Origin of the sequence: Acinetobacter sp. ANC 4558 (assembly GCF_002135375.1) — a bacterium.
GTDB lineage: Bacteria > Pseudomonadota > Gammaproteobacteria > Pseudomonadales > Moraxellaceae > Acinetobacter.
The window spans coordinates 1-3764 of the sequence record NZ_NEGH01000029.1; the positions used below are offsets into that span (position 1 = coordinate 1).

2 protein-coding genes and 1 pseudogene are annotated in these 3764 nt (G+C 39.0%); all 3 read right to left on the bottom strand.

The features are described from left to right. Positions 1–2697, bottom strand: a 2697-nt coding sequence (locus tag B9T31_RS17625; protein ID WP_086183233.1) for a host specificity factor TipJ family phage tail protein, incomplete at its 3' end; no start/stop codon positions are given. Continuing rightward, positions 2694–3014 (bottom strand): hypothetical protein, encoded by a 321-nt coding sequence (locus B9T31_RS17630; protein ID WP_086183234.1) that lies wholly within the window; start codon positions 3012–3014, stop codon positions 2694–2696. The genes B9T31_RS17630 and B9T31_RS17625, both read right to left, overlap by 4 nt. A gap of 541 nt (positions 3015–3555) precedes the next feature. Next, positions 3556–3764 (bottom strand): annotated as a pseudogene (locus B9T31_RS17635) (hypothetical protein); the annotation flags it as partial.

Consider the following 3764-nt stretch of genomic DNA (forward strand, 5'->3'; position numbering starts at 1 on the left):
ATCCTCATCAACTACCAGTTGCTTCAATGGTGCACGACTTAAAATAACCTCATTTGAATTATTTCCCATCACACAGCTAATCATATCGACTGTGGCATTTTCCATCTGTAAGCATATGAAATATGCGGTCTTTGGTTTTAATTCAACATTTTGAGAGAGTGTTAGAGTCAAACCGTTTACTTCTTCAACTTGTCCATCTTGAGTTCTCAGCTTTCTATTATCAGCCACTAAAATACGATCATTTCTGATCAATAAATTAGATTCATCCAAAGCAGTAAACTCACAACTGACATTTTGATACTGCAGCTTATTCCATTCACGCCACGCCCTTGTTTTAGCAACAGCATGATTGCGAATTCCTGATGTTGTAATCTTCATCGGATTACGTGCTGAGCCATCTTCAGGAATGGAGTAAGTCGTGCGAATGTCATCATCAGGTGAAGTATATTCAAGCTCTACACCGTCATAGTCTTTGTTACTACCGATGTTGATCGTTCGCTTTTCACTACCCGGTACTTTATTACGGTGATTGAATAACAACACTGAATGATCTTGTGGTCCCTCAAACTTCCAACGCAGTTTATTGCCATAACGATGCGTCTCACAAAAACAGGCTGAAGCAATCATGCCTGCCTGTTCTTCAAAACTAAGATTGTCATCATCAAAGGTATAATTAAATTCTGTTGCAACATCAGACCCAAAATAGTCTTTAACCTTTTGAATCTCGGCTTTGATCTGAACAATATCAAGCTCAGAAGCAGAACGACGACCAATGTATTGATCTAATGCCATGTTAATCAGTGCTTGCCCTGCATCACGTGTGGCAACATATGCCCCTGTGCCATCGATACGAAGTCTACGTGTCACCAAGCAATTTAATTTACGATCTTTGACCGACAATGCACCATCGGTTGCCGTAGTTTTTAATCGAATCACGGTGACATCAGGATAATTACGCTTCTGTGAAGCATACGTGGCATATACACTCTTAATCTTCACTTCTGTAACAGGTCGGTTGTTTTCCTTCGCGTAAGTTTTAGCAAGACGAAAACGAAAGCTTCCTTTACCTGGTAAATCATATCGAGCAGTACGTCCAAAGCTTGATTTAGTTTGATCCCAAATATCCCATTCTTTTGTGACAATCTCACCAACAGGTTTTTTATTTTCATCCAGCATTTGAATCTGTACCGTTACGGTACAACCTGCTCGACGTTCACCTCCTGAATCTACAGTTGCATACATCCCTTGTGGCGCATAGACATTGAAAACTGCCTGTGTTGCTTGCTCAAATTCAAGGTTAAACCAACCCACCCATTTGTTGGCCACAATCTCAAGTTCAACATTGGTCTGCTTGCTTTGAGTGCTGCCATTGAACATGGTCGGCAATTTAGACCATTCTGCGTTCACGGTTGATGCATTCGCGAGTGTGATTTGTGTTGAACTAATCGCACTAATTGAATAGATCCCATCTAAAGTCATGGAGTCCGCATTCAAATTCAGGGTTATCCCTGCATTGACGGTTTGATTCTCTACAACAAAACTCCAGTTGGCATTGACTTGCTTAGCATTCACAAGTTGGATCGTGTAGGTGTAAATACCTTCACTCAATGTTCGTATCACTCGACTTACTTCATACTGTCCAGAAACATCACGGAATGAACGGTCCTTAATAACTGTTGTTGATTCTTGTGTTTCAGGATCAACCGTGGTTTCTTCAACGATATATTCAAATGAAGCACCATTTAAAAGAAGTCCTTTATATCCTGCAAAGGCTTCAATATCTAATGGGCTTTGAACAATCACTTGAAAGCTCGGTGTTAATACTGCAGTACCTGATAAAACAGCGTCATTAATCCCAAAACCTGCACCTGTAATGGCAATACCATCACCCACCTTAAACGACTGAGTGAAATCGATATTTGCAGTATTTCTAATCACACCACCTGTCATGAAATAGAGGGCCTTAGATTCAAGGCTTAAATCATTTGGCTTCACTAGAGACTGACCGTTAATGGCATCTGATTTTCGGACTGCGCGAGGTGCTGAAGTAAATGCGTTACCTGTTCGATAAATTGTTTCATTGCCTGTAATGGATTTATTCGGATCATAAATACTGACCGATGTACCTTCGATTCCCTCAATTGCCGTGTCACCATCTTTACAGTTATGAATTTGATAATAGCCACGACCAATAACCATGAGACATTCTTCAATTTCAATCCCATTTTCATAATAAGTATAGATTTCAGCAATCAGATCAGGAAAGGACAACACTTTTCCAAAAATATCGGCAATACGACTTCTGACCCGCGCTTTATTGGTTCGATTGGCTAGTTCATTGTTGGATGACCCCATGCTTGAATTAGCATTCGGCTTTGGCATCGTGGCAATCACATAGACACTATATGCCGCCATGACTGCGGTAACTACCCAAAATACCACTTGCCACCAAGTCGGATGAACCACCACCCAAATCACACCATCCAGATGATTTAACCGCTCAACATCTTCTTTAGTTCTTGGGGTAATATCATTGTCTTGTGCTGGATTTTCACCATGATATATGCGGATACCTGGAGTAAATTCTTTAAAACTCCATGCGATATAGGCACACACATTATCAACATAAGCTACAGTTTTAACCTCTTTGGTTTTATTACCTTCAAATTGGTTATCAATAATGATGACTTTTTTCATGTGTAAAAACTCACTTCCCTAAAGTGCATCGCCACCACCTCAAGTGGTACGAATTGCACACCTCTTGAGGTTAAATGCAAAAGTTTGTCGCAATAAAAAAGCCCCACATGTGTAGGGCTTGTATCGCTATTTTTAAAATAAACAATGCATGGCGAAATGGGTTCCTCTAATCGTTTAAATCGACCTTTACCACTTAACGCTTTATAAATCCGCTTACTTAAATCCTTGCCTGTAATCTGTTTCCATGCTTCACACGCAAATTCATTACAGGTGTAATCTCTGGACCATGTACGATCTAATAAATTATCGATGCTCATTTGCTACCTATTTCATATAAAAATTACACGAATGAATCATTAAGTAGAAATTTGATTGAATGCTTTACAATTCATCTTAGGTGTCTACTATTTTTGTACAAAATCTAGGAATATTCTGAAACTCTAGTCTTAATTCACCTCGTTTCTTAAGACAAGCCTCGTTGGAAACATCCCTATTACAACGAGGTTTTTTATGCAAATTAATAATGTAGCCATAACAAGTAATGCTTGCTCTATTAAATTCTAGATACCTATAAACAACGCTATTCACATGAAAGATACAAGAACTATTGAATAAGGATGAATATCCTTCAATAATTTACAATTCATTTGAAATCATTCCCTTTAAGCTTACAAACTCTAAGCATATTATGAACCCATTGCTTTAGATCTCGACTCATGATCTAAAACATTCCTCGTTGCAAGTAATCCCCTTGCAACGAGGCTTTTTAAAGGTTTCCTAAATTAGCGTTTAGCCTTTAGTTCACCTCATTTGAAGGCATCCTCGTTGCGATTCTCCAATACAACGGGGATTTTTATTTTATATTCCACGCAATAACGGATAATCTTCGAAAGTAAAAAGCCGACCAGTTTTAACAGCGTTTAATTCAGGTGCTTGTGCTTCAAACGTCACCAGTCCAGTGCTATCCCCTGAAATCGTTGCGATTTCTAAGGTTTGTATTTCGTTCATAGGTGCGGATAAATCATCATCTCGATACATCTTAAATACCAGTTTAGGTTTCACACGCG

What these genes read in the sequence shown, in the direction of transcription:
- B9T31_RS17630 (WP_086183234.1), bottom strand. Translation starts at nt 3,014, where the DNA reads ATGAGCATCGATAATTTATTAGATCGTACATGGTCCAGAGATTACACC.